General features: G+C 45.4%; 1 protein-coding gene. It reads right to left on the bottom strand.

The genetic code is table 11. The features are described 5' to 3' along the window. The coding region (locus tag A3766_RS30255; RefSeq protein ID WP_369808593.1) for a methyl-accepting chemotaxis protein at window positions 1-995 on the bottom strand (995 nt) is incomplete at both ends.

Raw genomic sequence — 995 nt, forward strand, 5'->3', positions numbered from 1 at the left:
ACCGCCTTGCTCCGCTTTACCCTTCGCATCGCTTGCCATAGTGTTTGACTCGGAGGCATTTTCCGACGTTTGTTTTACGGTGGCTGTAATTTGCTCCATGCTGGAAGCGGTTTCTTCCAGTGAGCTGGCTTGCGATTCGGTTCGTCGACTTAAGTCATCGGAGCCTTCCGCGACTTCTTGTGAAGAAGTGCGAACCGTTTCTGAGGCGATTTGAATGCGTGTTAGCACTTCACTTAGTTTGGTAACGCTGTTATTTGCATTGTTTTTGATGGCAAGTAACTCGCCCTTGTAATTGTTTTCGATACTCTTGGTGAGATCACCTTCAGACATTGCTTCAAATATCACGCCGACTTCACTGACAAACTCGGATGTCTTGTCCATTAGAGAGTTCAAACCATTACTGAGGTTTTCGAAGAAGCCACTTTTACCGGTTAGGTCAATTCGTTGTCGAAGGTCTCCATCGTTGGCGGCATTTATCAAACTGTTAATTTCACCTTCTAGCGCAACCTCATCAGTTCTATCTGACCATTCAACGACGGTACCCAAGCGAGTTTGGTCTTCGCCATATATAGGTGTCGCAGTTAGGCCAAAGGTACGTACACCGACCTTAATTTCAGTTTGATATGTACTGGTCAGACGCTCAAGCATACTGCGTTGGTGTGCAGGGTTTTTGTGGAAAACATCGATGTTGTTGCCAACAAGGTTATTGGCATCAAAGTTTGGCAGCACTTTGCGTAAGTCTGCCTCAGCTACGCGCATCATATTCTGTACTGCTTTGTTCATATAATTGATGTTGTAATTTGCATCGGCCATCATCACATTGGTATTACAAACATCGAGAGCCAGTCTAACGCCTGCATTTTCCTCGGCGAGTTGTTTGGCTTTTGTTTCTTGAGCAAGCGCTTCTGTTCGGTCATTCCATTCAACGACAGTACCGATTCGTTCTTTGTTTTCAGCAAAAATAGGGGTCGCGATTAAGTTAAATGTGCGTGGCC

The organism is Oleiphilus sp. HI0132 (assembly GCF_001635845.1).